Annotated in this window: 16 protein-coding genes; 3 read left to right on the top strand and 13 right to left on the bottom strand. The window is 69.2% G+C overall.

The genetic code is table 11. From position 1 onward, the window contains the following. Positions 1 to 4: 4 nt before the first annotated feature. The 11 genes from AC07NG_RS12010 to AC07NG_RS11960 all read right to left on the bottom strand — a co-directional run bounded on the left by AC07NG_RS12010 (position 5) and on the right by AC07NG_RS11960 (position 9,797). Positions 5 to 1,135 (bottom strand): flagellar basal body P-ring protein FlgI, encoded by a 1,131-nt coding sequence (locus AC07NG_RS12010; RefSeq protein ID WP_494594246.1) that lies wholly within the window; start codon positions 1,133 to 1,135, stop codon positions 5 to 7. Next, positions 1,135 to 1,734, bottom strand: a complete 600-nt coding sequence (locus AC07NG_RS12005) for a flagellar basal body L-ring protein FlgH (protein ID WP_494594245.1) — start codon at positions 1,732 to 1,734, stop codon at positions 1,135 to 1,137. The genes AC07NG_RS12010 and AC07NG_RS12005 overlap by 1 nt, the downstream gene beginning before the upstream one ends. Further along, complete coding sequence (locus AC07NG_RS12000) at positions 1,731 to 2,417, bottom strand: hypothetical protein (RefSeq protein ID WP_494594244.1); 687 nt, start codon at positions 2,415 to 2,417, stop codon at positions 1,731 to 1,733. The genes AC07NG_RS12005 and AC07NG_RS12000 overlap by 4 nt, the downstream gene beginning before the upstream one ends. Further along, a complete protein-coding gene (locus tag AC07NG_RS11995; RefSeq protein ID WP_492857099.1) occupies positions 2,417 to 3,163 on the bottom strand; it encodes a flagellar hook-basal body protein in 747 nt (248 codons plus the stop codon). Before AC07NG_RS11995 ends, AC07NG_RS12000 begins: the two co-directional genes overlap by 1 nt. A gap of 3 nt (positions 3,164 to 3,166) precedes the next feature. Further along, on the bottom strand, positions 3,167 to 3,856 hold the full coding sequence (locus AC07NG_RS11990) for a flagellar hook-basal body protein (protein WP_494594243.1): 690 nt from the start codon (positions 3,854 to 3,856) through the stop codon (positions 3,167 to 3,169). A gap of 102 nt (positions 3,857 to 3,958) precedes the next feature. Further along, positions 3,959 to 5,989 (bottom strand): flagellar biosynthesis protein FlhA, encoded by a 2,031-nt coding sequence (locus AC07NG_RS11985; protein ID WP_494594242.1) that lies wholly within the window; start codon positions 5,987 to 5,989, stop codon positions 3,959 to 3,961. A gap of 3 nt (positions 5,990 to 5,992) precedes the next feature. Further along, on the bottom strand, positions 5,993 to 7,069 hold the full coding sequence (locus AC07NG_RS11980; RefSeq protein WP_494594241.1) for an EscU/YscU/HrcU family type III secretion system export apparatus switch protein: 1,077 nt from the start codon (positions 7,067 to 7,069) through the stop codon (positions 5,993 to 5,995). A 1-nt stretch (position 7,070) separates the two neighbouring features. Then, entirely contained in the window at positions 7,071 to 7,832 is a 762-nt protein-coding gene (locus AC07NG_RS11975) for a flagellar biosynthetic protein FliR (protein WP_492857103.1), read from the bottom strand. Positions 7,833 to 7,835: 3 nt separating this feature from the next. Continuing rightward, on the bottom strand, positions 7,836 to 8,102 hold the full coding sequence (gene fliQ / locus AC07NG_RS11970; protein ID WP_492857104.1) for a flagellar biosynthesis protein FliQ: 267 nt from the start codon (positions 8,100 to 8,102) through the stop codon (positions 7,836 to 7,838). A 104-nt stretch (positions 8,103 to 8,206) separates the two neighbouring features. Beyond that, complete coding sequence (locus AC07NG_RS11965; RefSeq protein WP_492857105.1) at positions 8,207 to 8,554, bottom strand: hypothetical protein; 348 nt, start codon at positions 8,552 to 8,554, stop codon at positions 8,207 to 8,209. A 100-nt stretch (positions 8,555 to 8,654) separates the two neighbouring features. Next, the gene (locus AC07NG_RS11960) at positions 8,655 to 9,797 is read right to left on the bottom strand and encodes a tetratricopeptide repeat protein (protein WP_494594240.1); all 1,143 of its coding nucleotides are present in this window, start codon (positions 9,795 to 9,797) and stop codon (positions 8,655 to 8,657) included. 429 nt (positions 9,798 to 10,226) lie between these two features. On the opposite strand from AC07NG_RS11960, the gene AC07NG_RS11955 reads away from it, so the two are divergent. Beyond that, positions 10,227 to 10,808: a TMEM175 family protein gene (locus AC07NG_RS11955; RefSeq protein WP_494594239.1), complete on the top strand. Its 582-nt coding sequence runs from the start codon at positions 10,227 to 10,229 to the stop codon at positions 10,806 to 10,808. Positions 10,809 to 10,838: 30 nt separating this feature from the next. Further along, positions 10,839 to 11,579 (top strand): SDR family oxidoreductase, encoded by a 741-nt coding sequence (locus AC07NG_RS11950; RefSeq protein ID WP_492857108.1) that lies wholly within the window; start codon positions 10,839 to 10,841, stop codon positions 11,577 to 11,579. A gap of 67 nt (positions 11,580 to 11,646) precedes the next feature. On the opposite strand, the gene AC07NG_RS11945 is transcribed toward AC07NG_RS11950, so the two are convergent. Together AC07NG_RS11945 and AC07NG_RS11940 are read right to left on the bottom strand one after the other, a co-directional pair. Continuing rightward, positions 11,647 to 12,066: a hypothetical protein gene (locus AC07NG_RS11945; protein ID WP_494594238.1), complete on the bottom strand. Its 420-nt coding sequence runs from the start codon at positions 12,064 to 12,066 to the stop codon at positions 11,647 to 11,649. A 147-nt stretch (positions 12,067 to 12,213) separates the two neighbouring features. Then, on the bottom strand, positions 12,214 to 12,681 hold the full coding sequence (locus AC07NG_RS11940; RefSeq protein WP_492857110.1) for a carboxymuconolactone decarboxylase family protein: 468 nt from the start codon (positions 12,679 to 12,681) through the stop codon (positions 12,214 to 12,216). Between the two features lie 387 nt (positions 12,682 to 13,068). Between AC07NG_RS11940 and AC07NG_RS11935 the strand changes: the two genes are divergently transcribed. Then, the gene (locus AC07NG_RS11935; protein WP_492857111.1) at positions 13,069 to 13,836 is read left to right on the top strand and encodes an SDR family oxidoreductase; all 768 of its coding nucleotides are present in this window, start codon (positions 13,069 to 13,071) and stop codon (positions 13,834 to 13,836) included. The last annotated feature ends 12 nt before the right edge of the window (positions 13,837 to 13,848 follow it).

The raw sequence follows: 13,848 nt of genomic DNA, 5'->3' as shown, positions 1-13,848 counted from the left end.
GCTCCTACTGGACCAGGATGTCGGCATGCAGCGCTCCAGCCGCCTTGATGGCCTGGAGGATGGCGATGGTGGACCGCGTATCGACGTGGGCGCGCGTCAGGCCCTGCACGAGGTCGGCGACCGTCGTGTCGGGAAACTGCACGACAGCGTCCTTGGATTCGGCCACTTCGAGCTTGGTGTTGGTGACGATCAGGCTGCGTACGCCGCCCCCTTCGCCGCCGGCGCCGTAGGTGTAGCCGTAGACCGGCTGCGAGGCCTGGTTCTCGGCGGTCACCGAGACGCGCACGTCCCCCTGCGAGATCACCACGCTGGAGATCCGCACGCCGCCGCCGGCCACCACCGTGCCCGAACGCTCGTTGATCACCACGCGCGCCTGGGCGTCTGGATTGACCCGGACGTTTTCGACCCGCGTGATCAGCCGATAGAGGCGGGCGCGGTCGGCCTGGGCCGCGATCGACACGGCGTCGGCGTCGCGCACCGAGGCCACGCCGCTTCCCAGGGCCTGGTTGATCGCGTCGGCCACGCGCTCGGCGGTGGTGAAGTCCGGATCCTTGAGGATGAAGGTGAGGGTCCCATCCGCTCCCAGCAGGTGGGCGTCGACGGCCGCCTCGACCGTGGCGCCGGCCGGCATGATCCCCGAGGTGGGGTAGTTCTTCTGCTGGCGGTTGAGGTCGGAGTCGAAACGGTATCCCCCGACGACCAGCTGTCCCTGGGCCAGGGCGTAGCTCTTCTGGTCGGGACCGACGAGCGGGGTCATCAGCAGGGTGCCGCCCACCAGGCTGCGGGCGTCGCCGATCGAGGAGACGGTGACGTCGATGCGGTCGCCGACATTGGCCGACGGCGGCAAGGTGGCGGTCACCATCACCGCCGCGACGTTGCGGCTCTGCACCTGGTCCGGCGTCACGTTGACGCCCAGGCGTCCCAGCACGTTCTTCAGGGCCTGGCGGGTGACTTCGCTGCGCGGGGAGTCGCCCGAGCCCGACAGGCCGATGACGACGCCGTAGCCGACGAGGGCGTTGTCGCGCCAGCCCTGGAAGCGGCCGATGTCCTTTACGCGCACGTCCTCGGCCCGGGCGGGCGCGGCGGCCGTGGCCAGGGCGAAGACGGCGACGAGGAAGGCGAGCGGACGACGCATCACAGAAGGCCCAGCCAGTTGAAGATCCGCGCGGCCGCGCCGGGCTTGCCGGTGCGGGCCACGAAGCCCGAGCCGTCGTAGTCGATCATCACGTCGGCCAGCCGCGAGGAGACGATCGCATTGTCGCCGGAAATGTCGCCGCGCCGGGCGCGCCCCTTCAGGCGGATGAAGGTGCGGTCGCCATTGATGTTCAGGACCTGTTCGCCGGCGACATGCAGGTCGCCGTTGGGCAGGACCGCATCGACGGTCACGCTGATCTGGGCCAGCAGCTTGCCCGAGCGACCGGTCTGGCCCGAGCCGTCGTATTCGCCGCCGAGGTTCAGGTGCGCGCTCTTGCCGACGCCGCTTCCCGTTCCGGCTTCGCCGGACAGCCGGTGGGTCTTGCGCGCGCCGGTCTGGGCGGTGTTCGAGGCGCTCGAGCTTTCGTAGATCACCACGGTCAGGGTGTCGCCGACCTGCTCGGCGTGACGGTCGGAGGCCATCGCCGACCAGTTGCCGGGCTTGTAGAGGTCGGACGCGACGGCCGCACCGATCGGCGCGATCGCGATGGCCAGGGCCATGACGGCGGCGCGCCTCGCGGCCTGGGCGGGTAGGATCATTGATCTTGCTCCACGGCGGCGACGGCGAAGATCCCGCCGCCGGCCTTGACGAAGAGCGGTCGGCCCGCGCGCGCGGCCTGCACCGCCTGGGCGTCGCGCTCGACCGTGACGGCGCCGATCCGCGCGGTGACGCGGACGGTCTGGCCCGGACGCACGGCGGCCAGCAGGCCGGCGGGCGGGGCGGCGAGGGTGTCGCTGGTCGCCAGGTCGCGATCGGCGCGCAAGGCCTGGGCGGCGCGGTCATAGCGCCAGGCCGTCCGAGGCGCGTCGGCGGCGCAGGCCGCGTCGGTGAAGTCCGCGGCGGTCAGGATCTGGTCGCGATCGATCGCCTGAAGGGGGCGCACGCATGCGGCGGAAGTCTGGAGCGACGGCGCGCCCGTCGTACGGCGCACCACGACCCCGGCGGTTTCGCTGGACCACCAGGCGGCCAGCAGGGGCATCCGCCGCCGTCCGTACGCCTGGATCTGCTCGGCGGTCAGCGTCGCGCTCGCGCCGGGGCGCAGGGCCAGGATCGGCGTCTGCGCGGCGCGCGCGCGAAGGTCGGGCCGCAGGCCGGACAGGTCCGCCACGTCGCCCAGCCGTACGACCGGGCCCTCGATCTCCACCAGGCGCGGCGCGTCGGGCGCGGGCGAGGCGAGGGCTGGCAGGATCGCCGCGGCGAGAAGGCTCCAGGCGAGGGGCACTAGCGTTTCAGGCCGTTGGCGATCGCCATCAACTGGTCCCCGGCCTGCACGACCTGGGCGTTGGCCGCATAGGCCCGCTGGGTCAGCAACAGCGTCACCATCTCGTCGGAGATCTGCACGTTGGAGGCTTCGACCGACCCCTGGACGAGAAGGCCGGCGCCCTCTTCGCCGGGGGCGACCGTGGTCGCCCGACCGCCGTCGGCCAGTTCGTAGACGCCTTCGCCGACGGCCGAGAGGGCCTCGGGATCGCGCACCATCGTCAGGTCGATGCGGCCGATCTCGCTGCGGGTCTGGTCGTCGAGCAGGGCGGTCACCTTGCCGTCCGCGCTGATCAGGAAGTCATGCGCGCCGGTCGGGGCGGCGATCATGCCGCGCAGCGACATGCCGTTCGAGGCGGCGAGAAAGCCGTCCTCGCCGACCTTCAGGGTCCCGCCGCGCCACAGCACGCTGCGGCCGGAGGGCGCCATCAGTTCGATGAAGCCTTCGCCGCGGATCGCCAGGTCCATGGACCCGCCGGTCTCGCGAAGGTCGCCTTGCGTGAAGACGCGCTCGACGCCGCCGGAGGACACGCCCGAGGGAGGAGCGCCTTCCGTCGCCAGCGGATTGGAGGCGACTAGTTCGGAGAACCGCACGGTCGCGCGTTTGAAGCCCGAGGTGTTGAGGTTGGCGATATTGTTGGCGGTGACGTCGAGCGCGCCCTGCTGGGCCCGAAGCCCGGTGGCTGCGATGTAGAATGCCCCGTTCATGCTCTAGACCTGTCCAAAAGTCGTGATCGCGCGGCCCATGAGGTCGTCGTAGACGTTCGCCAGCCGCTGCCCGCTCTCGGCGCGGCGCAACGCTTCCATGACGGCGATCATCTCGTCGCCGCTGTTGACGTTCGAGGCTTCGAGCACGCCCTGGCGCACGACCGGACTTTCGACCTCGGCGAGGACGTCCGCTGGGGCGGAGAACAAGCCGCCTTCGGCGCGGACGAAACGCGAGCGGTCGGCGGCGTCCACGATGGCCAGGCGTCCGACCGGCTGGCCGTCGTCGAGCACCACGCCGTCGGCGCTGACCTTGAACGCGTTGCTGCGGACGATGACGTCGCCGCCGCCCTGAAGCTGCAGGGCGTGGCCCTGGACGGTGAGCAGGCGGCCGTCTTCGGCGCGCTTGAACTGGCCCTGCCGGGTGTAGAGAACCGTGTCGGCGGTCCGCACCGCGAAGAAGCCCTCGGCGCCAAGGCTCAGATCGTAGGGGTTGTCGGTCACGACGGGCTTGCCGACGGAAAAATCGGTGCCGCTGGCCGTCTGGAGGGTTCCGTCAGCTCCCATCAGGGAGGCGAAATCGACGCGCCGCTTGTAGCCGGGCGTCGTCAGATTCGCGAGATTCTGGGCAACGATCTCAGCGCGACGTTGCGACTGCCCTAGAATGCTCGATACGAAATCAATGTACTGCCCCATAAGGCATGGCTAGCAAAAGGCCTCAACCACAGGAAGGCGCAATTGGAAGATTTGTGTCGATATTTTTCAGCAATGTAACGATCGGTAGCGCGTGGGGCGGCGTCAGTCGAGGTTGACGACGTCGAACGACTTCAGGTCGATGGTATGCGGGATTTCGTTGACCGAAACGATCGACAGGCGAGGCACGGCGCGGCGGGTGAATGTGCGCAGGTGGCGGCGGACTTCGTGGCCGCACAGCAGCACCGGCGCCAGATTCTGTTGCATCATCGCATCGACCATCGGGATCAATTTGCGCATCAGCTGCTCGGCCAGGCGAGGGTCGATCACGAAGCCGCTCTTGCCGTCGCTGCGCCGCACGCTTTCGGCGATTTGAGCCTCGACGCGGGGATTGAGGCTGAGCACGGCCAGTTGCTCGTTGGCGCCGCGCAGATCGTGGCAGATGCCGTGGCTGAGTTTCTGCCGCACCAGTTCGGTCAGTTCGGCATGGTCCTTGGTGGTGCGCGCCACGTCGACCAGCGCCTCGGCGATCAGGTCGACGTTGCGGATGGAGACGCTTTCGGCGAGCAGGTTCTGCAAGATCCTCTGGATGTCGGAAACCGTCATCAGGGCGGGGACCAGTTCTTCGACGAGGCCCGGCTGGCGCGTCCGGACGCCTTCCAGGATCTGCACGACGTCGGTTCGCGTCAGCAGCGACGGCGTCTCGACGCGCAGGACCTCCCCGAGGTGGGTCATCATCACCGTCACCGGATCGACCAGGGTGTAGCCGGAGTCCTGGGCGTGGTCGCGCTGGTCGGCGTCGATCCAGACGCCGGGCAGGCCGAAAGCGGGGTCGCGCGCCTCCACGCCCGTCAGGGGCGGCTTGGCCGGCCCCGTGCCGATCGCCAGCGTCTGCTGCGGAAACAGCTTGCCGTGGGCGTGGCGCGAGCCCGACAGCACGATCTCGTAGGCGTAGGGGTCCAGCTGCGCGCCGTCCTGGAAGAGGACGGCGGGGAATGCGAAGCCCGTCGCCTTCTCCTGCTGGCGACGCAGGGTGGTGATCCGGTCGCTGAGCAGGGGCTTCATCGATTGCCAGTGCTGTCCGAGCTCGCGGCCGAGCAATACTTCGATCGGCGCGGGCGCGCGGCTTTCCGCGGCGGCGGCTTCGTCGGCGGGGCTCTCGATGCTGGCGCCCATCAGGTCCTCCGGGCGCTTCTTGCGCGACGCGAACCAAACGGCGCCCAGCACGGCGATCAGGATCAGCAGCGGCCACTTGGGCATGCCCGGCAGGGCCAGGAGCACCAGCAGGGCGCCCAGGACGATCAACGGGATCTTGGGAATCGACGAGAGCTGGTTGAACACCTCGCCGCTCAGTTGGCCGTCGGCCGAAGAGCGCGTGACGATGATGCCCGTGGCCACCGAGATGATCAGGGCCGGCACCTGGGTGACGATGCCGTCGCCGATCGTCAGCAGGGTGAAGGTCTGCAGGGCCTCGGTCCAGCCCATGCCCATCTGGGCGACGCCGATGAACCAGCCGGCGAAGATGTTGATCAGCAGGATGATGACGCCGGCCACCGCGTCGCCCTTGACGAACTTGCTGGCCCCGTCCATCGCCCCGTAGAAGGCGGCTTCCTTTTCCAGTTCCTTGCGGCGGCGCTTGGCCTCGTGCTGGTCGATCAGGCCCATGTTGAGGTCGGCGTCGATGCTCATCTGCTGGCCGGGGACCGAGTCCAGGACGAAGCGCGCGGCGACTTCCGACACCCGCTGGGCGCCGGAGGTGACGACCACGTACTGGACGACTACCAGGATGAAGAACACCACCAGGCCGACGACGTAGCTGCCCTGCACCGCGAAGGCGCCGACCGCGTCGATCACCTGGCCCGCATGGCCCTGGGTCAGGATCAGCCGCGTCGCCGCGACGTTCAGCGCCAGGCGATAGAGCGTGGCCACCAGCAGAAGCGACGGGAAGGTCGAGAACGACACCGGCTTGGCGACGTAGAAGGTCAGCAGCAGGATCGTCAGGCCGAGCGAGAAGTTGGTGATGATGAACAGGTCCAGCAGCACCGCCGGGATGGGCGTGAACAGGATGAGCAGGATCGCCACCACCCCGCCGACCAGGTAGAGGTCCTTGTTCTTGCTGATGATACGCTGGAGCATGGACTATAGTTCTCTGGCGGGTTGCTCACGCTGGCGCTCGCGCAGCGTCATGTAGATCCTGGAGACGGGACCGTAATAGTCGGCCGGCACGGCCTGCCGCAGCTGGCAGCTGCGATAGAGGGCCCGGGCGAGGGGCGGGTCCGGCACGATCGGCACGCCGTAGCTGAAGGCCAGCGCCTTGAGCCGTTGGGCGAACTGGTGGGCGCCCAGCGAGACGACGACCGGCGCTTCCATGCTGCGCGGATCGTATCGCAGCGCCACGGCGAAATGGGTCGGGTTGGTCAGCAGCACATCGGCCCCGCGCAGGTTGCGCAGGCTCTGGCTCATCTTGACGAATTCGCCGTGCAGCTGCCGGCGCCTTTGCTTGATGCGCGGTTCGCCTTCGCGATCGCGGGACTCGCGGCGCAGTTCGCGGCGGCTCATGCGCATCTGCTTGAGGAATTCGCGGCGCACCAGCCACTGGTCGAGGATGGCGAAGACGAGGGCCGCGCCGACGAAGAAGGTCAGCAACCGCAGGCCCATGTGTCCCATCGCCTGGACCAGCCGGGCGGCGTCGGTCGCGGCGGGACCCTCCACCGCCCAGGCGATGCGGAGCACGATGGCGACGAGCGCCGCATAGACGGCCAGCTTCAGCAGGGTCTTGGCCGTCTCGATCAGGGTGCGCACCGAGAACACCCGCTTGAAGCCCTTGGCGGGGCTGAGTTTCGAGAAGTCGGGTTTCAGAGGCTGGGTGGAGAACACGAAGCCGGTCTGCGCCACCTCGAACAGTCCCACGACCAGGAAGGTGGTCGCGCACAGGAAGGCCAGGGGCCGGAACATCGAGGTCAGGACGCCGGCGGTGACGACCATGATCTCGTGGCCGCTGGCCGAAACGTTCGGCGCGGCGACCAGGGCCCGCTCGGCCGCCCGCGAGATCTGAACCCACAGGGTGTCGCCGGCTATCCAGAGATAGGCCAGCAGGGCGAACGAGCCGGTCAGGAAGCTCAGGTCCATGCTCCGCGCGACCGATCCCTTCTCGCGCGCCTTCTTCAGCTTGAAGGGGGTGGGCTTCTCCGAGCGGTTCTGTTCGGTGTTCTCCATCCTAGAGCAGGCCCGGAATGGCTTCGAGCGTCAGGGTCGCCAGGCGGGCGAGCAGGGCCCCCACCGAGCCGATCATGATGGGCAGGACCAGCAGCAGCAGCAGGGTCTTCACCTGCAGCCCCAGGATCAGGACGTTCATCTGCGGCATGGTCCGCGACATCAGGGCGATGGCGAGATCGGCGACGAACAGGGCCAGCACCGCCGTCGCCACGACGCCGAAGCTGGTCATGAACACCACGGACATGAAGGTGGTCAGCGGCCGCAGGCTGTGGGGCGCCTGTCCCGTCCCCAGCGGGACGGCCTCGACGGAGGCCCGCAGCAGGCGCAGCAGTTCGATGTGCCCGTCCATGGCGAAGAACACCGCGCCGGCCGCGTAGGCCAGCAGCGCGCCGACCAGGGGCGTCTGCCCCCGCGTGGTGGGATCGATCAGCATCGCCAGGCCGTAGCCGGCCTGGATGTCGACGGTTCGGCCGGCCAGGTAGAGGCCCGCGAACATCACCTGGAACGCCAGGACGAAGATCGCGCCGAGCAGCAGCTCGCGCGCCCCGGCCGTCAGCAGGTCGCCGGCCCCGAGCGCCGAGGCCCATTGGTCCTGGGGCAGGGACGAGGCCAGGACGCCGGCCAGGCCAAGGCCCAGGAACACGCGAAAGAGCGCCGGGGTCCGCGTGAGGGTGAACGGCGGCGCCATGGCGAACACCGGCCCGATCCGCAGGCCGAGAAGCAGGCTGGTCACCACCCATCGGATCAGGGTTTCGAACGTCATGGCCTAGACGAGCGAGGGGATCATCTGGATCAGGTGGGTGGCGAAGCTGGTGATGCGGCCCATCATCCAGCCGCCCAGCGCCATCAGCACCAGCACCGCGACGATCAGCTTGGGCACGTAGCCCAGCGTGGCCTCCTGCAACTGGGTGGCCACCTGCAGGACGCTGATCAACAGTCCCACCACCAGGGCCGCGATCAGGACCGGCGCCGAGACCACGGCGCTGTTCCAGAACAGCAGCTTCATCAATTCCAGAGCCTGATCGGCGCTCATCGTCACTCACCCGCCCGTCGCCTGACCTCCCACAAGCGGACGTGTGGAACAAGGGGCAACCGCAACGCGTGGGCGAGCTCATGCGGCGCGGGCCGCAACCGGGTCTATCGAATTCCGGATCTCAGGTCCTGGATCGCTCTTTGCAGCAGCACGGCCGAGCGGGGCTCGCCCTCCAGAGTTTCGACCACGCGCTCGACCACCTGCTGGAACTTGGCCTCGTTCAGAAGCTCGCTTCCGAAGCCTTCGGCCAGGACCGCCTCGATCAAGGCGCGGCCCAGCTGTCGATCATCCACGTCGCGCACGGCGGCGAGGGCGTAGACGCCCTCGATCATGGCGGCGTCCCGCGTGGTGGAGCGCGTCGCACGCGCCTTGCCCGCCGTTCCGGCCGCTCGCGCCTGCAGCCGCCGCCGCAGCAGGGCCACGAGGCCGTCGATGTTGGAGATGGGTTCCACGAGCGCTTCGCGTCCAGGGCCTGGGGTGACTGCGCGGCCAGCCTTAGCGGAGTTGCGGCCGGGCGCAAACCCGTCGCCCGGCCCGCCCGGGCGGCAGGGCTCAGCCGGTGCCGTTCAGGCCCGAGCCGAGCTTGGCCATGGCCTGGGAAAGGGTTCGGCCGTCCGGTCCGAGCGGCGTGTTGAGGGCGATGGCGCGGATGCGTTCGGCCGTGGCGGCGTCGCCTTGCCGCGTGGCCATGAGGCTGCGGGCCAGCGCGGCCGAAAGGCAGGCCTTGTCGAGGCGGAAGGCGACCTGGCAGCGGCGGGTGGCGCTGTCGATGCGGTCGTCCATGACATCGAGGACCGCCAGCGCCCCATGGGTCTCGGCGAAGGTGTCGTCCAGCGCCAGGGCCTTTTCGAAAAGGCGGCGGGCGGCGGCCTGGTCGCCTTGCGCGAAGCGGCCCCAGCCGGCGGCGACCCACGAGCCCAGGTGATCGCCGAAGCGCGCGGCCGCGGCCTCGACCAGGGGCGCGCCGGCGGCGGCGTCGCCTTCGGCCAGCAGGGCCAGACCCTTGCCCAGCTGGGCGCGGCCGCTGGTCGGATCGACCGCAAGCGCGCGATCGAACAGGCCCGCGGCTTCCGACACGTGGCCCTGGTCGAGGGCCAGGGCGCCGAGGGTCGAAAGGCCCTCGTGGGTGTCGCCCGCCCGCAGCGCATAGGTCCGGGCCAGGTCCGGCTCCTCGGCGTCGATCGCCGCCACGGCCAAGGCGCTCATCAGGGATTGATCGTCGTGTCCGGCGGCCGCGTAGCCGGCGCCGACCGCGAGCGCCTCGTCCAGCCGATCGAGGCGATGCAGGGCCTGCACCTTGAGCGCCGCGGCGGCCGGCGTGGCCGCGACCACGGCGTCGTCGACCAGATCGACGACGGCTTCGGCGGTCCCCGCCATGGCGCTGGCCCAGGCCAGGTTGAAACGGAGATGCGGATCCTGTGGGGCGGCCGCCAGCAGTGGCTCGAACAGCGCGATCGCGTCGGTGTAGCGGGCCTTGTGCAAGGCCAGCAGGCCGGCGGTGTTGCGCAGGCGGGGGGGCAGCGGTTCGAGAGCGGCGTACCGCGCGACCATGTCCGAGACGTCAGGCCAAAGGCCCTCGGCCAGCGCGGCGTCGGCCGCGTCGGCGATCAATTGCAGGTTCGACGGATCGACGCGCAGATAACCTGACAGGCGCTCGAAGCGGGAGGCCGTAGCCGCGGGTGCTGGTTGGGACATCGGACGCTGCAATCTACCTGTCGGCGCAAGGCACCATGCGCTTCGCGCTCAACCTATAAGCGGAGGAGAGGGGCGGCAAGGCTGGGTGATGCCTGGGACGCGGCGAGGGATGGCGCGCGCTCCGCTCCTTGATGGCGGCTTGATGTAGGGCGCCGGACGGGTCGTCTTCAGGAAAAGTCCGTGGAGCGCGACAGGGTCTCGCCGGCGTCGAACTCTCCAGTCAGGACGCCCAGCTTGGCGCGGGCGAACCTGGGCCTTTGGCCCCGGGGAGCAACGACCAAAGTCTAGGCCGGGGCCTACGTTTGGCCGGATGGGCGGCGCGGAGGCGTCGAGCTATTGCCGACAGGACGCGCCAGGTGCTCCTTCCGAGCGTTGGAACGCGCTTTTCCGCGAGGTTCCGGCATGGCGACACAAATTTCGAAGACGCGCTTGGAAGCGTTTAGCGACGGCGTGATCGCGATCATCATCACCATCATGGTGCTGGAGTTGCAGCCGCCCAAAGGCGGTGACCTGGCCGCGCTGATCCCGCTGCTGCCGACCTTTCTCGGCTACGCGCTGAGCTTCACCTATGTCGGCATCTACTGGAACAACCACCACCACCTCCTGCGGGCCGCGGGCGGCATCAGCGGTTCGGTGATGTGGGCCAACCTGCACCTGCTGTTCTGGCTGTCGATGATCCCCTTCGCCACGGCCTGGATGGAGCAGAGCCACTTCGCCCGCGTGCCGGTGGTGACCTACGGCGTGCTGCTTCTGATCACCGGCGCGGCCTTTCGCCTCCTGGCCTCGCGCCTGGCGCGTCACGAGGGACGGGAGTCGGCCCTGGCCGCTGCATTGGGCGTCGACTGGAAGACGAACCTGTCGATCGCCGGCTACGCGGCCGGGGTGCTGGTCGCCATCATCTCGCCCACGGCCTCGTTGGCCCTCTACGTGGCCGTCGCCGCGTTGTGGCTGCTGCCCGATCGACGCGTCGCCCACCTGGCCGACGGTCGCCACCACGCCGCCGAGAACTGATCGGCGGCGCTTCCAGAAACGAGGATCGAAATGGATTTCGAAGGCGAACATCAGGGCAAGGTCGCCTTGGTGCTGGGCGGGTCGCGCGGTATCGGCGCGGCCATCGTCGAGCGGCTGGCCATGGACGGAGCCAAGGTGGTCTTCACCTACTTCGCCTCGCCGGATCAGGCGCGGAACCTGGCCGCGAGGCTGGGCGGCCAGAGCTGCGAGGTCGTCGCCCTCCAGGCCGACAGCGGCGACGCCGCTCAGGTGGAGGCGACGATCGACGAGACGCTGGCGCGGTTCGGGCGGCTGGACATCCTGGTGGCCAGCACCGGCGTTCTGCACCGTGGTCCCATCGAGCAGATCTCGCTCGAGGACTTCGATCGGGTGATGGCGGTCAATGTTCGGGGGGCCTTCGCGGCCGTGCGCCACGCCGCGCCCCTGATGACCGACGGCGGGCGGATCGTCACCATCGGCAGCAATATCGTCGCCCGTGTCGGCTTCACGGGGGCGACGCTCTACACCATGGCCAAGGCGGCCGTGGCCGCACTGGTCAAGGGCGCGGCGCTGGACCTCGCTTCGCGGGGGATCACGGTCAACAACATCCAGCCCGGGCCGACGACCACCGACATGACCTCGGCCCACGTGGAGATGATCCTGCCGCTGATCCCGTTGGGTCGCATGGGCCGGCCCACGGAAGTGGCGGGCCTGGTCTCGTACCTGGCGCGCGACGAGGCGGGCTTCATCACCGGCGCCAGCCTGACGATCGACGGCGGCGTTTCGGTCTAGCGAACACGAAAGGGACCGGCCGGAGCGATCGCTCCGGCCGGTCCCGCAACTATTCTGAACGATCGGATCAGCGTCCCAGGATCAGGGCGGCCTTGTGAGTATTGCGCGCGGCCCAGAGGGTCGCGACCCAGCCCAGGATCGCCGGCAGGGTGACCGCCGGGAAATCGCGGGGGATCACCGAGACGGAGCAGATCCCGACCGCCACCTCCCAGAAATGGAACAGGGCGTGGCCCGAGAGCCAGAGGGTCGGGGCGCCCCACAGGAACAGGCGCAGGTCGGGCCGTTTCGCACCGCACAGGAAGCTCGCGCCGATCAGCATGAAGACCAGGCCGATGTCGCGGATGAAGTGCTGGTTGTACGACCCGGTCGTGGTCACGCCGGGCACGGCGAAGTACCAGCCCTCGGGCGAGATCAGCATGAACAGGCCGTTGGCGATGGCCGCCACGCCGAGGACGACGGCGAGGCCGACGATGATGGATTTCGTCACGGTGGATCCTCCGAGGAGCAGTGGAAAAGTCACGCCCCGGCGCGCTGGGAGCCGGGGCGTGACGGAGGGCGGCCCGACGTCGCGGGGTAGCAGGGACTGGCCGCCTTCCGGCGTCGAACAAGCGGGGGGGAGAGTTCGACGCGTCCTTTAGGCCGCGGAGGCGGCGGGCTGCACGGCGTGACCGGTGCGCGCGGCCACCTGCAGGCGGTTCCACGAATTGATCTGGCCGATCAGCAGCGACAGCGCGGCGATCTCGGCGTCGCTGAACTGAGCCTTGACCAGGGCGTAGTCGGAATCCGGGGCGCGGGTCGTGGCGATGAAGGTCAGGGACTCGGTCCAGGCCAGGGCGGCGCGCTCACGGTCGGTGTAGAGCGGGGACTCGCGCCAGGCGTCGAGCATCTGGATGCGCAGGTCGGTTTCGCCATGCTGGCGGGCGTCCTGCACGTGCATGTAGATGCAGAAGGCGCAGCCGTTGATCTGCGAGGCGCGCAGACGGACGAGCTCGGCCAGGCTGTGCTCGAGGCTGGTCGCGTTGATGGCGGTCTCGACGGCCAGCATGGCCTTGGTCACTTCGGGGACCAGCTGGAACGGGGCGAAGCGGGGCGTGTTGGTCATCGTCGTTTCCTTTTGTGACGGTGAAGACGACACCACTGTGCTCGGCGACCCGGGATGTGAGCCATCATGCGGGAAGGGCGAAGCCCTACCGCCTTGGTCTAGGGCGGCTGTTCGCTGTCCGGCGGGCGCGGAAGGCGGCAAGCTGTCCGCGGGAGAGGGCGCGCTCGCCTGGCGGCCGGGCGCCGTACGCCTTTGGTTCAGGTCCGACCCGCCCAGCGTATCGATCTGGGTGGAGCAGCCTCGCCCCCAGACGAGGCGGGCCAGCCCTTGGTCCATGTGCTGGGCCAGGCCGTACGCCGTCGCGGCCCGCGTCGCATACCCTCGTACCGATGGCGGGGGCGGGCGCTTCTCCTAGGCTGTGGCGGCTGTCTTTGGAGGAGAAGCAAGATGAAGATCGTCGTCATCGGCGGAACGGGCCTGATCGGCTCGAACGTCGTCGCCAAACTGACCCGCCTGGGTCATGAGGCCGTCGCGGCCGCGCCCAACACCGGCGTCAACACTGTCACCGGCGAAGGCCTGGCCGAAGCGCTGGACGGCGCCGAGATCGTCATCGACGTGGCCAACTCGCCGGTCTTCGAGACCGGTCCGGCCCTGGAGTTCTTCCTGGCCTCGGGCGGCAACCTGCTGGCCGCGGCGGCCAAGGCGGGGGTCAAGCACCACGTCGCCCTGTCGGTGGTCGGCGCCGAACGCCTTCAGGACAGCGGCTACTTCCGCGCCAAGATCGTGCAGGAGGCCCTTATCCGCGCCTCGTCGATCCCGTTCACCGTCCTGCGGTCCACCCAGTTCTTCCCGTTCGTGGCCGGCATCGTTCAGGCCGGAACCGTGGGCGACGAGGTTCACGTCTCGCCCGCGCCGGTGCAGCCGATCTCGGCCTTCGACGTCGCCGAGGTGCTGACCGACGTCGCCCTGGCCGCGCCGGTGAACGGTCTGCTGGAGGTGGCCGGACCGGAAGCCTTCGGCCTCGACAGGTTCGTGGCCCGCTATCTCCAGGCCAAGGGTGACACCCGCAAGATCGTGAGCGACCCCAAGGCGCTCTATTTCGGCGTCGAGCTCGACGAACGCTCGCTGGTTCCGGGGGCGAACCCGATCCTGGGATCGGCCGCGTTCGAGGACTGGCTGAAAACCAGCATCCCGGCGCCAGCGCCGGCCGCCTGATCCACCCGCCTC

The organism is Caulobacter sp. GW821-FHT10C03 (assembly GCF_059415485.1).
Note: the sequence above shows the minus strand (reverse complement) of the source record. Positions and strands in the feature narration are given on the sequence as shown.

What these genes read in the sequence shown, in the direction of transcription:
- AC07NG_RS11960 (WP_494594240.1), bottom strand. Translation starts at nt 9,797, where the DNA reads ATGTCCCAACCAGCACCCGCGGCTACGGCCTCCCGCTTCGAGCGCCTG.
- AC07NG_RS11935 (WP_492857111.1), top strand. Translation starts at nt 13,069, where the DNA reads ATGAAGATCGTCGTCATCGGCGGAACGGGCCTGATCGGCTCGAACGTC.
- AC07NG_RS11980 (WP_494594241.1), bottom strand. Translation starts at nt 7,069, where the DNA reads ATGGAGAACACCGAACAGAACCGCTCGGAGAAGCCCACCCCCTTCAAG.
- AC07NG_RS12005 (WP_494594245.1), bottom strand. Translation starts at nt 1,734, where the DNA reads ATGATCCTACCCGCCCAGGCCGCGAGGCGCGCCGCCGTCATGGCCCTG.
- AC07NG_RS12010 (WP_494594246.1), bottom strand. Translation starts at nt 1,135, where the DNA reads ATGCGTCGTCCGCTCGCCTTCCTCGTCGCCGTCTTCGCCCTGGCCACG.
- AC07NG_RS11995 (WP_492857099.1), bottom strand. Translation starts at nt 3,163, where the DNA reads ATGAACGGGGCATTCTACATCGCAGCCACCGGGCTTCGGGCCCAGCAG.
- AC07NG_RS11940 (WP_492857110.1), bottom strand. Translation starts at nt 12,681, where the DNA reads ATGACCAACACGCCCCGCTTCGCCCCGTTCCAGCTGGTCCCCGAAGTG.
- fliQ (WP_492857104.1), bottom strand. Translation starts at nt 8,102, where the DNA reads ATGAGCGCCGATCAGGCTCTGGAATTGATGAAGCTGCTGTTCTGGAAC.
- AC07NG_RS11975 (WP_492857103.1), bottom strand. Translation starts at nt 7,832, where the DNA reads ATGACGTTCGAAACCCTGATCCGATGGGTGGTGACCAGCCTGCTTCTC.
- AC07NG_RS11990 (WP_494594243.1), bottom strand. Translation starts at nt 3,856, where the DNA reads ATGGGGCAGTACATTGATTTCGTATCGAGCATTCTAGGGCAGTCGCAA.
- AC07NG_RS11985 (WP_494594242.1), bottom strand. Translation starts at nt 5,989, where the DNA reads ATGCTCCAGCGTATCATCAGCAAGAACAAGGACCTCTACCTGGTCGGC.
- AC07NG_RS11950 (WP_492857108.1), top strand. Translation starts at nt 10,839, where the DNA reads ATGGATTTCGAAGGCGAACATCAGGGCAAGGTCGCCTTGGTGCTGGGC.